Below are 17,162 nucleotides of genomic sequence, written 5' to 3'. Positions count from 1 at the left end.
ATTGAGATTATATCAAGGAATTAAGCTTGAGAAGATTCTAAGATTTTCTCAATAATCTTACCTGTAATCATATAAGTAGGCTTCACACCCGTAAGTCCCAGACCACCAGAGGATAAGGTACTTCCTGTTTCCAATGGATTATCCGAAGCGTAGTACGCATACATTACAAATAAATCTGGGGAAATATGATGGCGAATTTTGCTTGCCACTTGTATCGCTTTTTGATAATGAGCTCCTTCCATCTCAAGTCCCACAGCCTTCCAAGAAGTATTCATAAAATAAGAAAGGATATCCTTGTTTTGCAGTGAAGTTCCCAAAACCGTAATCATAGAACCTTCAAAAGCCTTGATTTCATCATCTTGGAAATCATCTAATTTCAAGGCATTTTCAAACACATAATTATCAGCCGTACCTTCAAAGATATGCGAAGTTGGAATCATAATATCGCCTTTTTCTCCTGTAAGAATACCCGCCTTACCCATTATAGAAATGGATTTTACCTTCATTGTATAGACTTCGCCGTTATGCTCGTAAGGTCTTAGTAACTCATCCATAATCTCATACGCCTGTTCTCCGAAAGCATAATCAAATACCAAAATCACATCATCACCCTTATATTGAATCTCTGAGAAAGGAGTGTTTTTTAAGTCCATCTTACTCAAGTCAATAATCTGAACATCGATATTACTACCACTATCGTCTTTGATGTATATTAACCCAGATTTTTCGGAGTAATCCAATACTTTTTCTTGTAGCGTTTTCTTGTTGCTGATTTCTTCGTACAAGGAATAATCTACAGCTTTGGATGCTTTTTTCCCAACAGCATTATTGGCAAAGAGCATATTTTTTACCGAATGCATATTGGCCGAAATGATGTGCAGAGGACGCATATGCAAATTATTAGATGCTAAAACTTCCTTTACTTTGTTCGCCCATTTTTCACCGAATAAATGGTGTCCTACCCTCTCTCTAAGTATCGCTGAAAAGAAAACTTCCCTCTCTTTGAGACCTTGTAAGTCTTCCAAACTATTTTTTCCTAAATGGTAAATAATCTTGAATAACCTATCTGGGTTTTGATCATCACCAAAATTATTATATGCTTCCAAAACCTCATCAAAAGTTCTTCCTAAAAGTGATGAAAGGTGAATCAAAGCCACTTCTTTTTCCTTTCGGCTCATTTTTTTCTCACCTTTTGCTACCTCTTCTATGATACTCCAAGTTCTGGTTGGACGGTAGTTTTCATCTTTGATATAGCCCAATTCCCTAATCTTATCTGCCTCAATGTACAAAAATGTAAGGTGGGTAAGGATATCATAGATTTCGGAACGCCCCAGAAGCACCTCTATATTCATCTGATGTTCATCGATACGATAGCAGTTGCGTCTTCGTTTTTTAGGAACAATCACTTGAAAGTTTCCTTTCTCAAAACCTTCATCGGAAGTTAAATTCACAAAAGCGGTTTCCTCTATCCCTTCGGGAAGACGGTCTAATACATAAAGTAACCCATTAAGCTCTACTTTATTAGGAATACTCATAGAACCGTAAATCTCTGGGGAAATGGTCATTAAAAGTTTTCTAAGGGAATCACCAGAAACGCCGCCTGGCTTGAAAAAACCTCTATAGAATAGGTGTCGCATAGTAACATACAAACGCTCAATGGCTTCTGTAGTCTCGCGTGCTCTAAGATTTGTTGCCATAATTATATATTTTTAATATTTACATTATAATTAAGACGCACAAAGATAGGAAAATTACTCAACTCTCACAAGTTTATTACGATATGATTTCTAACGAAAATTAATCCATCAACCAAAAGCCTTAAATCTTTTTCTAAAAAGCCCGCCTGTATTTTTAAAAAGCAGGCGGGCTTTTATATGAAAGCATTATATCAATTTTAGTTTTCATCAAAATGGCTGATCTAATGGCAAGAATGCTCTCCATCATGGTGCATCTCATCGTGATGAATGATTTGCAAGGCTTCTTCTTTTGGGGAAAGATAGGGAATACCCAAGCCTAAGCCTCTCAAAATAAATAGCCCACCCAATAGTATCATTACAATAGGAATGAATCTAAGAACTTTCAGTCTAAAAGCCTGCGTCATCATAGCCCCAGCAAACACCACCGCAAACATAAAAGGCAAGGTTCCCAATCCGAATAACGCCATAAATACTGCCCCCTGCCATACGCCACCAGCCGCCAATGAAGCCGTAAGGGCAATGTAAACCATACCGCAAGGGAGCAACCCGTTCAGCAGACCTGTGAGGAATCTGGAACGATAATCGCCTTTTTGTAGGAGCTTGCCCAAAGCCATTTTTACCTTCAATAACCAACCTGAAAGAAAGGGTATTCTGGAAGCGAAATCTTTTCCACCAAAAGAAAATACCGCCATAATAATCATCAGCACTCCCACGGCTATGGATAGGTATTTCTGTATGCCCACCATATTAAACCCCTCTCCTACAATGCCCAAAAGACCTCCCAGAATGGCGTAGGTAACCATCCGCCCTAGATTATAAGTGATGTTTTGCAACTGAAAGCCCAGAGCTTGGCTCTTAGTTAACCCCATAGAAAGGGCAATAGGGCCACACATTCCAATGCAATGGAAGCCCGATGCAAAGCCTAAGCCTAATGCGGAGAGTATTAATGCTATTTCCATAAGACATCGTAATCTATTTGGTAAGGTTTATCATTTTCTTTCCAAGTGATTTTCAAAGTATATGAACCTGGGAAAATAATTTTACTTGGGATTGTGATGCTATTATTAGCGTCTAAGGTCAGAGGCTTTTTCACATCCAATTTTGCATCATTGGTTCTGAACAGATGAAAATCTACTATAGATTCATCTATCTTCCTTTCTTTTGGAAAGGTGATGGTAATGCCATTGATATCTTGGTGAAAGCTAGGTTTTTCAGATAAAGCATCTGCATTGTTTTTAGCATTGATAACGCCTTGATAAGCCAGTTCATCTGCATAATAGTTCTCCGATACCATCTCGGCATTTTGCCAGTTTTGTGTGAAGATGAAAATCATTGAAAGGATGAAAATCATAAACAAGCCCATTGCTGCAATGATGCCGTGTGCCCAAGTGAATTTTTTCAGCATAATCTAATCATTCAAAAATATTAAAAGCTAAGCTTAAATGGTCCTTCAAAATAAGTCTCGTAAGAATCCAATAGCGTTCCTTTTTCATCATAAACACCGATGGTAACATTCTGTTTAGAAAGCTTAATTTCAGCTTCTGGGAAGCTTACATTAATGGTGCCTTTGGTTATTTGGTCTTTTTTGATTTTAATTTTATTATTCTCGCTGAGTACTATAGTGCCATTTTTAGGGCTAAGCACCTTGATGGTAACCACTTTATCCTCATTGCTTTTGTTAAGGAAAGTATAGTTGTAGGTATTGCTTATCTTGCCATCTTTCACAAAGAAAGTAGAACCCGCTGGCTTGATGAATTTGGCTTCCATCGTTCCACGGTTGTAAAGCAAAAATCCTAAAAACCCAACCAGAAGAGCTAATACTACGGTATAGGCTTTCATTCTTCCCGTGAATTTAAACGGTCTTTCTTGCTCTATTTCATCTTCTGTAGCATAGCGAATGAGCCCCTTCGGTAAGCCTACTTTTTCCATTACTTCATCACAAGCATCAATACAAGCGGTGCAGTTTACACACTCCAGCTGCTGTCCGTTTCGGATATCAATTCCCGTAGGGCATACCACTACGCACTGGTTACAATCTATACAATCGCCTTTGCCTAAGGCTTTTCTATCTTCCCCTTTTCTCCATTTAGAGCGATTTTCGCCTCGCTTAAAATCATAGTAAACATTGATGGTTTGCTTGTCTATCAGTACCCCTTGTAATCTTCCATAAGGGCAAACTAATGTACATACTTGCTCTCTGAACCACGCAAATACAAAATAGAAAGCACCCGTGAAGAGAATCATCACCATAAAATTGGTAGGATGAGCAAAAGGTCCTTCTTTCATAATTTTGAACACTTCCCCATAGCCTACAATGTACATAAACATAAAGTGGGTGATGATGAGGGAAATCACAATATAAATGCTCCATTTTAGTCCTCTCTTCCAGATTTTTTCACCATTCCAAGGCTGATTGTCTAGCTTGATTTGCTTATTTCTATCGCCTTCTATAGCGTACTCTATCTTTCTAAAAATCATTTCCATAAAGATAGTTTGTGGGCAAATCCACCCGCAGAAAATTCTACCAAACACCACCGTAAATAGAATGATGAATACAATAGAAGTGATGGCGCCTAATGCTAGGATAAAGAAATCTTGAGGATAAAACGGTTGTCCCAAAATGAAAAACTCTCGGTCTAAGACATTAATCAGTAAGAAAGGATTTCCGTTGATTTTCACAAAAGGAAGGGAGAAATACACAATAAGCAAAAAGATACTCACCAATAGGCGATAGTTGGTATATTTTCCTTTTGGTTTTCTTGGATAAACCCATTTTCTCTTCCCTGTTTGGTCCATTGTATTCACAGAGTCACGGAAGGTTTCTGGGTCTAAAACCTGACCTTGTCCGCCTTTCACTTCCTTTTGAGATTTATTTTCAGACATTATTTTAGAATTAATAAAATTGAGTACAAATTTACCTAAATTCTATGAAAGGACTTATCCCCTTAATATGAAAAAAGTCTTATTTAGAATGGATAAAATTAAATGTGACTCAAAAAAAATCCACCCTTAAAAAAGGATGGATTTTTCAATTTAAGCTAATAAACTATTGTTTTTCCCAGTTAGCAACTTCTCCTTGCGGAGCGGCACCCCCTTGAGCTGGGGTAACAGGTTGTTGCTCTTGGTTGATATGATAGATGTACGCTGCCACTTTCTCAATATCATTACCAGTAAGCTGTCCGTTTTTACCGAAAGCCACCATCGTAGGGTTATTAGGAGAACCGTTCCACACTACGTGGAATACACTTTTGAAGAGTGTAGATTCTGGTTGATTAATCCAATTGTTATCTGTAAGGTTTGGACCAATACCACCTTTACCACCATCCATATGACAAGACACACAGTTGGTTTTAAAGATTTCTTCTCCCTCAGCAATGTTATCTGCAGAGTATTTAGCCGTTTCTAAAGTAGCCTGTGGAGCAGTTTTCATATATTCTTCTACGGAAGCAATCTGAGCTTTGTGCTCCTCATCGTACTCCTTAATAGGATTAGCAAAATCCGTAAAGAAAAACGCAACAATATATACCACACAATACGCTACACCGAACCAGAATAATCCTAACCACCATTTCGGAAGCTGGTTGTCTAGCTCCATAATGCCATCAAACCCGTGGTCGATAAGCATATCTTTTTCCTCTTTAGCCGATTGCTTTTTGAAAGCACTTTCCCAAAGGGATTTGAAGTAAGGCTTGTTTTTTAGCTGAAGGTAAGCCGCTTTCTCTTCTTCGGATAAGTTTTTGAACTTTTGATTCTCGATAAGATCTCCAATAGAGCCGTGAATCAAAGCCATAATGCAACTAATCACCACTGTTCCCCAAAAATATGGAGATGCTAAGAATGAAGTGTTCTGTACAAACATATAATATACTACAAAAAGTATCGTAAGGATAACGAGTATATTAACAATGACAGGAGTTCTTTGTTTCATAAGAGTTTAATTTTTAAAATTAAAAGGTTGTTCATCATCGTCCAATGGAGCATTAGCATCATCTTGGTAGTATTTTTTAGGTCTGCTAAAAACATAGAACACCATTCCGATAAAAAATGCCATAAATATCAGCAGAGCCAGGGTCTGAAACAACCCTGTGTATTGCTCGTTTGATAATATATCTCTTAGATTCTGAGGTATCATTTTACTAATGCTTCTGGATGAATATTAATTATTACTTGCTGTTTGTACTTGAGTAGTTTTAATGTCTGTACCCAATCTTTGCAAATAAGCAATTAATGCGATGATTTCTTTTTTCTCCAACTCACCCGCTGGTCTATCAGCATAAGCTTGCTTCAAGTCTGCTGCTTCACTAAAGATTTGTTTTACAATATCTTTAGCTTGGTTGTCTGCCCAAGTATTGGCTGAGTCTATTTCCGCTTTTGTATAAGGAACATCAAATACATCTTTCATTAGTTGCAGCTTATTTACCATCTGTGATCTATCCAAATCATTGGAAATCAACCAAGGGTAACGCGGCATAATAGAACCTGCAGAAGTAGATCTTGGGTTATACATATGCTTGTAATGCCAAGAGCTTGGGTTTTTACCACCTTGTCTGTGCAAGTCTGGTCCAGTTCTCTTAGAACCCCAAAGGAATGGTCTGTCATATACAAACTCTCCTGCTTTAGAGTATTGTCCGTTTTTACCGTTAAATCTTACTACCTCATCACGGAACGGACGAATCATCTGAGAGTGACACGCGTTACATCCTTCGCGGATATATAAGTCTCTACCTTCTAATTCTAGTGGTGAATATGGCTTCACCGCTGCAATTGTTGGTACATTTTCTTTCACAGTAAGTGTAGGGATAATCTGTACCGCTCCACCAATAGCCACTGCTACGAATGAAAGAATAGAGAACAACAACGGCATTCTTTCTAACCAAAGGTGAGTGCCTTCCCCCTCTTTTCTTGCAGAGCTGATGTTTGCCAATGCAGGTGCTTCAGCAGGTACTTCTTTTTGGAATGAACCTTTTCTTACTGTAGCAACAACATTAATACACATTAAAATAGCACCAGCAACATACAATGCTCCTCCCACAAATCTTGCAATAAAGTGAGGAATGATAGCTGTAACGGTATCCAACCAATTTTTCCATACCAAAGTTCCATCAGGATTAAATTGCTTCCACATCAAACCTTGTGTGAAACCAGCTACATATAAAGGAACAGCATAGAAGATAATTCCTAAAGTACCTAACCAGAAATGCCAGTTAGCCAACTTCACAGACCATAACTTGGTTCTCCACATAATTGGAACGAGGAAGTAGATGATACCGAACGCCATAAAGCCATTCCATCCTAAAGCACCAATATGAACGTGCCCAATAACCCAATCGGTAAAGTGTCCAATTTTATTTAAAGTCTTAGTTGCTAAAAGTGGTCCTTCAAAAGTAGCCATACCATAGCACGTAACTGCTACTACGAAGAACTTCAATACAGGATTTTCCCTTACTTTATCCCAAGCCCCTCTTAGGGTCAAGAGACCATTCAACATACCTCCCCAAGATGGAGCGATAAGCATCACAGAGAACCCTGTACCTAAAGCCTGTGTCCAAGCTGGTAGAGCAGTGTAAACCAAGTGGTGAGGCCCTGCCCAGATGTACACGAAAATCAATGACCAGAAGTGGATGATGGACAACTTGTAAGAGAATACAGGTCTATCCGCCGCTTTTGGAAGGAAGTAATACATCAACCCTAATACTGGTGTAGTAAGGAAGAATGCCACCGCGTTGTGACCATACCACCATTGTACCAAAGCATCTTTCACACCTGCATAAGCAGAGTAAGATTTCCACATGGTTAATGGCACAGCCAAGTTGTTGAAAATGTGAAGCATCGCTACAGCAATCCAAGTTCCTATATAGAACCAAATCGCTACATACAAGTGACGCACCCTTCTTTTGGCAATAGTACCAAAAAGGTTAACCCCAAATAGCACCCAAGATACGGTGATTAAGATGTCAATAGGCCACTCGTGCTCTGCGTATTCTTTAGAGGTATTGATACCCATAAAGAATGTTATCACCACGGCAACAATCATAATTTGCCAAGTCCAGAAGTGAAGCCAAGAAACAGTATCGCTAAACATTCTGGCTTTGAGCAATCTCTGCATAGAGTAGTAAGCCCCAGCAAAAACACTGTTGCCCACGAATGCAAAAATCACTGCACTGGTGTGAAGCATTCTGATTCTACCGAACCCGAAAGCCCCTTGTGAATTGATTAATCCCTGAATATTACCTGCAGCCAAACTCTTAATGGTAGAGTCATCGGTTCCCAAGAAGAACTCAGGCAATTCGGGATAGAATAGCATCAAAGCAGCAGTAAGTCCAAGCAAAAACCCTACTACCCCAAATACGATGGTAGCGTAGAGGAATGCTCGCACAATACTGTTGTCATAACTAAACTTTTGTGTTTCCATACGATATAATTAATTACTTTTTTTCTTCTTTTTGATTTTCTGATTTTTCTTCATCATTTGTTATCTCATCATCAAATAAAATCCGCACCGCTGGGGATTCATCATCTTCAAACTGCCCTTTCTTGGCATTGATAATGAAGATTATCAAGAAAATAACGGCTAATGATACACTACAAATTATCATCAAATACAGTATATCCATAGCATTGCAAAATTAAAATTTTAAATCCCCCAAATTTAGAGAAAAAATATGATATTCCTCACTTATAGTTAAAGAAATGTTAATTTAAAACTTTTCTAAATAACCAACATTGGTTTTATGTATTGATTTTGAAATATTTAATGCTTCTGATCCAAGTAGCGATTGATGTAAATGCAACCACGGTAATGGAACTGATAGGCATCAATATCGCAGCAAATAGTGGTGACATCAGACCTAAAACCGCTACACTTATCCCTATGATATTGTACATAAAACTGATGAGGAAGGTAAGCTTTACTATTGCCATTGCATCTTGGCAAAGGTGAAGGTATTTATCCAATTCTACCAATTTCTCCCCGTTCATAATTACATCAGAAGACGGCGTAAAGGCGTTGGTATCATCAGCTATCGCTATTCCCACATTGCTTTGCTTCAAGGCTCCAGCGTCATTCAATCCATCGCCCAGCATTACCACTTTGCAGCCAGCATCTTGTAATGTTTTTATATAGCTCAATTTGCTTTCAGGGGCTTGGTTGAATGCCATTCCATCAAAACGAGGGATTAGCTTTTCAAGTTGTTCTTTTTCAGAAGCGTTGTCTCCGCTCAGAATGTGGATTTTATACGCTTTAAGTTTTTGAAAAAGAGAAGAAAGATTCTTGCGGTATTCGTTTTTGAAGATGAATTTTCCTAAAAACTCCTCATCTCTGCTGATGTAAACAGCGGTTTCTAAATTTTTGGAAATCTGTTGATTAAAACTTGCTGAACCAATCTTATAGCGGTGTCCACGCACCATAGCAGTATAACCTTTTCCGGGAGTATCTTCAAAGTTTTCCACTGGGAAATAATCATCTTCCACCGTGACAAATTCGTAAAGTGATTTAGACAAAGGATGGTTAGAATTTTTCAATAACGATTTGAGGTTCCTTAAATCAAATTCCTGAATTTCAGTTCCTTCGTACTGAATGTTGGATTTTTTAGCGTGGGTAATGGTGCCTGTTTTATCAAATACCAGCGTATCCGTTTTAGCAAGTTTTTCTATGGTTAGCGTGTCTTTTACATAGAATTTATTTCGTCCTAAAATCCTCATAATGTGCCCCAAAGTGAATGGTGCGGATAGTGCCAATGCACAAGGGCAAGCAATAATTAGAATGGCAGAAACCACCTGAAACATCTTTTCAAAATCTACGGTACTCCAATAGATTCCCGCAGTAATGGTGATGCTCAAAATAACGAGTGTGAAATACTTACTAATAGTGTTAGTGAGTGTATCCAAGCCAGTCTCTTGCTTTTTGAAGGCTTCTTTATTCCAAAGCTGAGTCAGATAGCTTTGGTCAACATTTTTTATCACTTCCAATTCTAGAATAGAGCCAATCTGCTTCCCTCCCGCAAAGATTTTATCTCCAGGATTTTTAGTAATGGTAACACTTTCCCCCGTGATGAAGCTATTATCAATATTTCCATTGCCACTAATGAGCACCACATCCACAGGGATAATTTCTTGGTTTCTCACCATAATTCTATCGCCCACTTTAAGCTCGGAAAGCAAAATATTTTCCTGCTTACCTTCGCTATCTAGCTTGGTTACCGCAATGGGATAGAATGATTTGTAATCTCTATCATAAGAAAGGGCGTTGTAGGTTCTTTTCTGGAATGTTTTCCCTAGAAGCATAAAGAACAGTAAGCCACAAAGTGTATCAAAATACCCCGGACCATAGTCGGTAAGCACTTCATAGATGCTCCTACCATATAATACCAGAATCCCTAAGACAATAGGAACATCAATGTTTACAATCTTGTTCCGAAGCCCATAAAGTGCAGATTTAAAATAATCTGATGCCGAATAAAACACCACTGGTGTCGCCAGCAAGAACATAATGAAGCGGAATAGATGCTTGTATTTTTCCATCCAAAAATCGGTGGCACCAAAGATTTCCATTGCGTATTCTGGATAGCTGAAAAACATTCCGTTGCCAAAAGCAAAGCCTGCTACCGCCAGCTTGATAAGAAGGGACTTGTCCAGCTGATGCTCTACTTTGTCTGCCGTTTCTAGGCTAATCACGGGTTTGTAGCCGAGATGGGTGAGGAATTTTGCCAATTCGCTCAATTTCAATTCATTGTGATTGAATGAAATCTGCAGTGTTTTCTTGGTAAAATGCACTTGAGAAAACTTAATATGAGGATTCAAGGTATTCAGACTTTCTAAAAGCCAGATACAAGAAGAGCAATGGATGACAGGGATTTTAAAGGTTACCAGCGTGGTATTTCCTTCTGAAAAATCAGTCACTCTATCAAAAATTTCAGGAGTGTCTAGGTAGTCAAATTGCGTAGAGTTTTCATCGGGTCTAATGCCAGAATTTTTATTGAGCTCATAGAAATTACCCAAGTTATTAAGGTTTAAAATCTCATAAACAGACTTGCAACCATTGCAGCAAAATGCCTTGGAATCAAAGTTTATTCTTTCTTTATCAATGGGTTGGCCACAGTGAAAACAATTATCGGACACGATTCTCAAATATTTTAGCTCACAAAATTATAACAAAATCTTTGGTTGGTAGAAAGAAAAAACTCTATTTTTGCTGACAAATATCATAGGCTATGTCAGTAGAAAAGCAAGAATTGATTGAAAAGAACCTATTGAGTGTTTTTAATGAGGATTTTTTTCAAGATTATCTAACGGAAGAAGATTTTAAGAAGTTTAAAGAAGTTCAGAAAGATGTGGATGTGAAAAAAGGAACACTTCTTTTTGGAGAAAATGAAAATGCCCAAGGGGTTTACTTTATATCCAAAGGCTTGGTAAAGCTTTCTAAAAGTGGTGTGTACGGAAAAGACCAAATCTTGAGATTTATCAAAGAGGGAGATTTGGTAGGCTATCGCTCACTCCTTATCAGTGAAGATTTTAAAGCTAAAGCAGAGGCAATGTCTGATGTGGAGGCAGCTTTCATTCCTGGGGATTTCTTTATTCATTTATTAGAAACTTACCCAAAACTGTCTTTTGCAATGCTGCAAAAATTCGCCTATGAGCTAGGAGAATCTTCTAATACCATTACTTTCCTTGCACAGAAAACAGTAAGAGAAAGATTAGCAGAAGTATTATTACTTTTAGAATTAAAATTGGGCACAGACCCAGAAGGTTTTATCAAGATTTCTTTAACCAGAGAAGAGATTGCTAATCTTATTGGTACCGCTACAGAAAGTGCCATCCGTTTGATTTCTGAATTTAAGTCCGATGGATTAATCAAAGCTGAAGGACGAAATATCAAAATCTTGAGCCACGAGCGATTGAAAAAATTAGCCCACGTAGTGGAATTGTAATTTTTTTTTAATTCAAATAATCAAAATGTCCATTCATACTGAAATCAAAAAAGTAACCACCGAAACGCTTCGCAAAATGAAGCAAAAAGGTGAAAAAATCACAATGCTCACCGCTTATGATTTTACCACCGCTAAGATGGTAGATGCGGGTGGTGTGGATACTATCTTGGTGGGGGATTCTGCGGCTAATGTAATGGCAGGCTATAGTACTACGCTACCCATCACTTTAGACCAAATGATTTACCACGCACAATCTGTAGTGAGAGGGGTACAAAGAGCTTTGGTAATTGTGGATTTACCTTTTGGCACCTACCAAAGTAATCCTGAAAAAGCATTGGAATCTGCCATTAGAATTATGAAAGAGACCGATGCTAATGCGATAAAACTAGAGGGAGGTGCCGAAGCAGCAGATGCCATCAAGAAGATTGTAGATGCAGGCATCCCTGTAATGGGGCATTTAGGACTCACGCCGCAGAGTATCAATCAGTTTGGAGGATATGGCTTGAGAGCAAAAGAAGAAGCTGAAGCAGAGAAATTGATTGCTGATGCTTTACTTTTGCAAGCTATGGGATGTTTTGGCGTGGTGTTAGAAAAAATTCCAGCAGCACTGGCTCAGCGTGTAACGGCACAATTGGCTATTCCCACCATTGGGATAGGGGCGGGCGTTCATTGTGACGGGCAAGTTTTAGTGTACCACGATATGGTAGGAATGAACGAAGGATTTGCTCCGAAGTTCCTTAGAAAATACCTCAACTTGTACACTGAAATTACAGGCGCTGTATCTACCTATGTGAAAGATGTGAAAGAACAAAACTTCCCTAGCGTAAGTGAAAGTTACTGATGTTTTTTCAACTTTATAAATGATAAAAGGCTACCTGAAAGTGGGGGGTAGCCTTTTTTATTCTAAATTACAGATTAACTTCGTTCAGGCTAACAACGGATTCAAAACTTATTGCTTGCCGTTTAAAGCCTATTGTACATCTATGCTTATTCTACCTCATCTGCTATTGCACTAGCTTCTCCCATAGGAATTTGCTCATAAGGCTTGAAACGCTGAGCATTAGCATCGTATAAAATAGCAGTACTGCCACCTTCATCAATGATTAGAACGCCTTCTCTAGGTGCTTTTACAAAAGCAGAAGAATTCATATAGATAGAAGCACCTTTAGAAAAGCTTTTTACTTTTAACTTGTTATAATAGTTTTCTGCAAATGCTAAATAGGCTTTTTTTGTGGCTTTGTTTACGGAAATAATGATAAGCCTAGAGTTTTGATTTTCATTGTCATCCAAGATTATAGCATAGTCTTTTATACCATCTCCATCAAAGTCTCCAGATGCCAAAGTGGATTTTGCCCTTTCTGCATTTTGGGTGATATTATAAGTGCTCTGATTGAAATAACGCCCATCCTGAGCCAATAGCTCTTTCTTAATGTTAGAAGGCAACGTATTGTATGGAGGCAGAGAAAACTTGTTTTTGAAATCTGAAAAACTATAATCTTCAATAACCATATCTTTATTCAAGATGATTTTCTGTGCATTAGGGTTGCTATCAGGATTTTCTAAAAATACCGTAGGGTCTTCTTTATTATAATCTTCGTAGTGAACGTACACTTTGTCCCCAAACTTAAGTGCCTGTCCGCTTGGTAAGCTGATACTGGAGGAAATAATTCTATATTCGGAGTAAGAAGACTCATCATATTCCCCTTCTTCATTAGGAATTCGGGCAGAGTCTTGTTTAGCTAATTTTGCTGAGTCTTGTTTTACGACAGCTGAGTCTGAAATAGCTTTGTTGGGGTTTGCATCTTTGTTTTTATCAGATAGTAGGAAATAGCCTCCAGCACCGCATACTGCTACCAAAAATACGCCGATGCCAATGTATAAACTCTTTTTAGAAATCTTGATTTCTTCTGAGCTTTTTTGAGGTTCAAAGTTTTGATTGTTTTCCATATATTGTATTTTTAACCTCACAAAAGTAATAAATTAAGATTTAATAGTTGAAAGAAATACTCTTTTTTTTGTTTAGAGAAGATTTGATATCAGTCAATTTCTAAAATAAAATTATTTAGAACTATTTTAAACTAAAATAAAAACGCCACATTGTTCCACTGAAACGCTCTACATTTTGTAAATTTACACAATAAAATTTTTTGGAACAATGGAATTTCATTATCAAGAGCCTTATCCTATTTTAAAGGATGATACAAAATACAAAAAACTCACATCAGACTATGTAAAAGTAGAAAAAGTAGGAGATAGAGAAATCCTAACGGTGGATCCGAAGGGATTAGAACTACTTGCAGAGCACGCCTTGGCAGATGTTTCATTTATGCTGCGTTCCTCACATTTGGAAAAACTTCAAAAGATTCTCAATGACCCAGAAGCTACGGATAACGATAGATTTGTAGCATACAATCTTTTGGAAAACGCCGCAGTAGCGGTGGCAGGAGCGTTGCCAAGCTGCCAAGATACAGGAACGGCTATTTGTGTTGCTAAGAAAGGCGAAAATGTCTATACGGGAGTGAATGATGCGGAGTGGATTTCCAAAGGTATTTATAACACCTATCAAAACAGAAACTTAAGATATTCTCAGGTAGTGCCTCTTACAATGTTTGATGAGAAAAACTCAGCTACCAACCTTCCTGCCCAGATAGACATCTATGCAGAGCAAGGTAACGAATACAAATTTTTATTCTTAGCCAAAGGTGGAGGCTCCGCTAATAAGACTTTTCTATACCAAAAAACCAAATCTCTTTTAAATGAAAAATCATTGGAAGAATTTGTGCGTAAAACCATTTTAGACTTGGGTACCGCTGCTTGTCCGCCTTATCACTTGGCATTTGTTATTGGAGGAACTTCAGCTGAAGCTAATCTTGCTGCAGTGAAAAAAGCCAGTGCGGGGTATTATGACCATCTACCTACCGAAGGTAACGCAGGAGGGCAGGCATTCAGAGATTTGGAATGGGAAAAACGCATCCAAGAAATCTGCCAAGAATCCTCTATCGGAGCACAGTTTGGAGGTAAATATTTAACGCACGATGTTCGCGTTATTCGTTTGCCGCGTCACGCAGCGAGTTGCCCTGTAGGAATGGGGGTTTCCTGCTCTGCAGATAGAAATATCAAGGCTAAGATTAATAAAAACGGTATTTTCTTAGAGCAATTGGAAGAGAATCCAAGCAGATTTTTACCAGATACACCACCACATTTGGAGCAAGCGGTGGAAGTGAACCTTAACCGTCCAATGCCAGAGATTTTAGCAGAACTTTCCAAGTATCCTATCAAAACAAGATTGAAGCTAAATGGAACTTTGATTGTAGCCAGAGACATAGCCCACGCAAAAATTAAAGAAATCATTGATAGTGGAAAGCCAATGCCAGAATATTTTAAAAACCACCCTATCTATTACGCAGGGCCGGCAAAAACCCCAGAAGGGATGCCATCTGGAAGCTTTGGACCTACCACGGCAGGAAGAATGGATGTGTATGTAGATGAATTCCAAAGCCACGGCGGAAGTATGATTATGCTAGCAAAAGGAAACCGAAGCAAAGAGGTGACCGATGCTTGTGCCAAATACGGAGGTTTCTATCTAGGCTCTATTGGTGGACCTGCTGCCATCTTGGCAAAGGAAAACATTAAATCGGTAGAAGTGGTAGATTTTGAGGAGCTCGGTATGGAAGCCGTAAGAAAAATAGAAGTGGTTAATTTCCCTGCATTCATCATTACAGATGATAAAGGAAACGACTTCTTTGCGAGCATTGCTCACTAATTTATTTAGCAATGTAATAGAGTTAAAAATCACAATGTCAGCATTTTGGCATTGTGATTTTTTTTCTTATTTTGGTCAGAAAGAAAATATATGAAAACATTAGCAACAACACTATTCTTATGTTTAGGGTTTATTACCAATGCCCAATACCATCGTTTCGTTTATGAATATGAGTTTACCACAGATTCTACGCAAACGGATAAGACGACTAAAACCCTTACGAATCTGGATGTTCACAAAAATCATTCTGTATTTTATAGCCAAGACGCTTATCAAAGAGATTCTCTGGCAGCGGAATCGGTCATTAAACAAAGGAAAATCAGTCCAGGCAGTATCAGTATTCCCTTTAAAAAAGTGAAATTTCCAGAGGTTGTTACCAAGCAGTACCCTAATTATAACACCCAATGGCAAACGGTGATAGAATCAGAAGCATTACTGGTAGAAGAACCACAAAAATTCAGCTGGAAATTGCATCCAGAAACAGAAGTAATAGAAGGATACAAATGCCAAAAAGCCACAATGAACCATCAAGGAAAAGAATGGACAGCGTGGTTTACCAATGAAATTCCTCTGCCTGAAGGTCCCTATAAATTTTCTGGATTATCAGGGTTAATTGTAAAAATGCACGATGCCCAAAATACACATCGTTTTACTTTGAAGGGAAATGAGAAATTAGATGATAAAAGCCTGCCTTGGGAAAAACTTTTAAAGCTGAAAGAGGAAGCGAGAAATTTTATAAAACCTCTAAAAATCAACAGACAGCAATTTAAGAAGCTTTATAAAGAATATGTTAACGACCCTGTAAAGCAACTGAAACAAGAATTGGCAATGCCCAACTATTCTATGACCTTGAAAGTAGATGAAAAAACCATCACCGATAATAATGAAATTATCCGTTATTATGAAAAAACAGAGCGAGAAAAACTAGCAAAGTTTAATAATCCATTAGAACCGAATCTCTATAAGTGTAGATTCAAGCCCCCAACGCGAAAATTTACCCGTCAAATATAGGAATAAATAGGGAAATTGGAGATTTATACCCTAATTTTTTACGAGGTCGGGTATTTAGACGCTTGGTGACTTCTGCAATGTATTGAAAATCAAAATCTTTGATGTTACTTTTCTTTGGGATATATTGACGAATCAATTTATTTGTATATTCATTTAGACCTCTTTGCCAAGAACTATATGGGTCAGCAAAGAAAAATTTTGTATGAAGCTTTGCCGAAATTGCTTCGTGGTTCATAAATTCCCTCCCGTTATCAGAGGTAATTGTGTGAACGTATTTCTTATAAGGAGCCAGCATATTAACAACTGCTTTCTCTACCGTCTTGGCTTTTTTATCTTTCAATTTCTGAATTAAACAAAATGATGATTTCCGTTCTACCATTGTAAGGGCGAAACTTTTATGATTTTCCCCCTCTATCAAATCGATTTCCCAGTCGCCAAATCGTCCTCGTTCGTTCACAATATCGGGTCTTTCGTGAATCGAAACCCTGTTTTTAATTATCCCCCTCTTTTTGTATTTTGACAACCTTTTACGCCTTGACTTCACTTGGGTACGCAATCTAGTGTACAACGTTCCGCCATTTTTAGCATCACTATAGATAAACTGATAAATTGTCTCAACGCTTACCATTGGTATGTCATTTTGTCTACAATACCCGTTTATCTGCTCGGGTGACCAATCCAGCAATATTTTTTCTTTGATGATTTTTTTCATATCATCGGTAAAGGTATTACGCCTATTCTTGTCGCGTATTCGGTCATCGGCAT

15 protein-coding genes are annotated in these 17,162 nt (G+C 38.1%); 4 read left to right on the top strand and 11 right to left on the bottom strand.

The features are described from left to right. Positions 1-20: 20 nt before the first annotated feature. The 9 genes from ACFFUE_RS03065 to ACFFUE_RS03025 all read right to left on the bottom strand — a co-directional run bounded on the left by ACFFUE_RS03065 (position 21) and on the right by ACFFUE_RS03025 (position 10,814). Complete coding sequence (locus ACFFUE_RS03065; protein WP_376832752.1) at positions 21-1,697, bottom strand: DUF6909 family protein; 1,677 nt, start codon at positions 1,695-1,697, stop codon at positions 21-23. Positions 1,698-1,918: 221 nt separating this feature from the next. Further along, positions 1,919-2,656 carry a sulfite exporter TauE/SafE family protein gene (locus ACFFUE_RS03060; RefSeq protein ID WP_376832751.1) on the bottom strand — a complete coding sequence of 246 codons (738 nt, stop codon included), beginning with the start codon at positions 2,654-2,656 and terminating at the stop codon, positions 1,919-1,921. Then, positions 2,647-3,102 (bottom strand): FixH family protein, encoded by a 456-nt coding sequence (locus tag ACFFUE_RS03055; protein WP_376832750.1) that lies wholly within the window; start codon positions 3,100-3,102, stop codon positions 2,647-2,649. Before ACFFUE_RS03055 ends, ACFFUE_RS03060 begins: the two co-directional genes overlap by 10 nt. 20 nt (positions 3,103-3,122) lie before the next feature. Beyond that, complete coding sequence (gene ccoG, locus ACFFUE_RS03050) at positions 3,123-4,580, bottom strand: cytochrome c oxidase accessory protein CcoG (RefSeq protein WP_376832749.1); 1,458 nt, start codon at positions 4,578-4,580, stop codon at positions 3,123-3,125. A 163-nt stretch (positions 4,581-4,743) separates the two neighbouring features. Continuing rightward, positions 4,744-5,625 carry a c-type cytochrome gene (locus ACFFUE_RS03045; RefSeq protein ID WP_376832748.1) on the bottom strand — a complete coding sequence of 294 codons (882 nt, stop codon included), beginning with the start codon at positions 5,623-5,625 and terminating at the stop codon, positions 4,744-4,746. A gap of 6 nt (positions 5,626-5,631) precedes the next feature. Beyond that, the gene (locus tag ACFFUE_RS03040; protein WP_327983799.1) at positions 5,632-5,829 is read right to left on the bottom strand and encodes a cbb3-type cytochrome oxidase subunit 3; all 198 of its coding nucleotides are present in this window, start codon (positions 5,827-5,829) and stop codon (positions 5,632-5,634) included. Positions 5,830-5,853: 24 nt separating this feature from the next. Continuing rightward, entirely contained in the window at positions 5,854-8,109 is a 2,256-nt protein-coding gene (gene ccoN, locus ACFFUE_RS03035; RefSeq protein WP_376832747.1) for a cytochrome-c oxidase, cbb3-type subunit I, read from the bottom strand. A gap of 13 nt (positions 8,110-8,122) precedes the next feature. After that, a complete protein-coding gene (gene ccoS, locus ACFFUE_RS03030; protein ID WP_376832746.1) occupies positions 8,123-8,311 on the bottom strand; it encodes a cbb3-type cytochrome oxidase assembly protein CcoS in 189 nt (62 codons plus the stop codon). A 115-nt stretch (positions 8,312-8,426) separates the two neighbouring features. Next, positions 8,427-10,814, bottom strand: coding sequence for a heavy metal translocating P-type ATPase (locus ACFFUE_RS03025; RefSeq protein WP_376832802.1), 2,388 nt, complete (start codon positions 10,812-10,814; stop codon positions 8,427-8,429). Positions 10,815-10,906: 92 nt separating this feature from the next. On the opposite strand from ACFFUE_RS03025, the gene ACFFUE_RS03020 reads away from it, so the two are divergent. Next, entirely contained in the window at positions 10,907-11,623 is a 717-nt protein-coding gene (locus tag ACFFUE_RS03020; protein ID WP_327983797.1) for a Crp/Fnr family transcriptional regulator, read from the top strand. 25 nt (positions 11,624-11,648) lie between these two features. Then, a complete protein-coding gene (panB, locus tag ACFFUE_RS03015) occupies positions 11,649-12,464 on the top strand; it encodes a 3-methyl-2-oxobutanoate hydroxymethyltransferase (protein ID WP_376832745.1) in 816 nt (271 codons plus the stop codon). 146 nt (positions 12,465-12,610) lie between these two features. On the opposite strand, the gene ACFFUE_RS03010 is transcribed toward panB, so the two are convergent. Next, entirely contained in the window at positions 12,611-13,570 is a 960-nt protein-coding gene (locus ACFFUE_RS03010; protein WP_376832744.1) for a hypothetical protein, read from the bottom strand. Positions 13,571-13,778: 208 nt separating this feature from the next. Here ACFFUE_RS03010 and ACFFUE_RS03005 point away from each other — a divergent pair, with 208 nt between their 5' ends. Then, positions 13,779-15,386, top strand: a complete 1,608-nt coding sequence (locus tag ACFFUE_RS03005) for a fumarate hydratase (protein WP_376832743.1) — start codon at positions 13,779-13,781, stop codon at positions 15,384-15,386. Between the two features lie 90 nt (positions 15,387-15,476). Next, complete coding sequence (locus ACFFUE_RS03000; protein WP_376832742.1) at positions 15,477-16,397, top strand: GLPGLI family protein; 921 nt, start codon at positions 15,477-15,479, stop codon at positions 16,395-16,397. Here ACFFUE_RS03000 and ACFFUE_RS02995 read toward each other — a convergent pair. Next, the coding region (locus tag ACFFUE_RS02995; RefSeq protein WP_376832741.1) for an IS30 family transposase at positions 16,381-17,162 on the bottom strand (782 nt) is incomplete at its 5' end. The genes ACFFUE_RS03000 and ACFFUE_RS02995 overlap by 17 nt on opposite strands.

The sequence above is a fragment of the Bergeyella porcorum genome (assembly GCF_042427575.1).
In the GTDB taxonomy this organism is placed as follows: Bacteria; Bacteroidota; Bacteroidia; order Flavobacteriales; family Weeksellaceae; genus Bergeyella; species Bergeyella porcorum.
The sequence above is the reverse complement of the archived record's forward strand: the minus strand, read 5'-3'. Positions and strand labels throughout refer to the sequence as shown.